We start from the raw sequence: 574 nt of genomic DNA, 5'->3' as shown, positions 1-574 counted from the left end.
GATCGAGGCCCATCGTTTCCTGAACCAGCAGGGCCAGGCCGTCTATGCCCTTCCGGAAATCCGTCGGGCGCGTGGCCACGTAGACGCGCAACCCGCCGGTCGGCGAGATCATCGCGAGGCCGCCCGGATCGCGCGGATCATCCGGGTCAAGTGCGCTTCGTCGATGTCCGACGCCACCCGCAGGGTCACGCCATCGACCACCATCTCGATCCTGCCGGACCTGACCGCGCCGCCGCTCCGCTTCGGGCTGGGTGTGGGACCCGCCGGCTTCGCCTCAACGACAAGCGCCGCGAACATCGGGGCGTCAGCCGTCTCGGCGGGCAAAGCCAGCGCGCCAGCCATCAGCTTCTTGCGCCAATCGTAGACCTGCCAGCGGGTCACCGCGTGCCGCCGCGCGACGTCGGCGACCTTCGCTCCGGGCATCATGCTTTCCGCCGCGATCCGCGCCCGCTCCGCCTCGCTTCGAAACCGTCGGCCTGACCGGCCCTCGAGAACCTCGATCCTGCCCGCGTAGCCACCCGTCGAGCCGTCCAAAGAGACGTCCATTTTGCCGTCCTATCCTGTCTCACCTCGA

2 protein-coding genes are annotated in these 574 nt (G+C 68.8%); both read right to left on the bottom strand.

What is annotated here, in order from left to right; all coding sequences use genetic code 11:
- The coding region (gene tnpB / locus IE266_RS27330) for an IS66 family insertion sequence element accessory protein TnpB (RefSeq protein WP_189683191.1) at nt 1-112 on the bottom strand (112 nt) is incomplete at its 3' end.
- A complete protein-coding gene (gene tnpA / locus IE266_RS26780) occupies nt 109-546 on the bottom strand; it encodes an IS66-like element accessory protein TnpA (protein WP_189683190.1) in 438 nt (145 codons plus the stop codon). The genes tnpA and tnpB, both read right to left, overlap by 4 nt.
- Nucleotides 547-574: the final 28 nt, after the last annotated feature.

It is taken from the genome of Seohaeicola zhoushanensis (genome assembly GCF_014656415.1).
GTDB classification, from domain to species: domain Bacteria; phylum Pseudomonadota; class Alphaproteobacteria; order Rhodobacterales; family Rhodobacteraceae; genus Seohaeicola_A; species Seohaeicola_A zhoushanensis.
This window is presented reverse-complemented; position numbering and strand designations above follow the sequence as displayed.

Bases quoted from the DNA above. Each gene is read 5' to 3' on its own strand.
- tnpA (WP_189683190.1), bottom strand. From the start codon at position 546: ATGGACGTCTCTTTGGACGGCTCGACGGGTGGCTACGCGGGCAGGATC.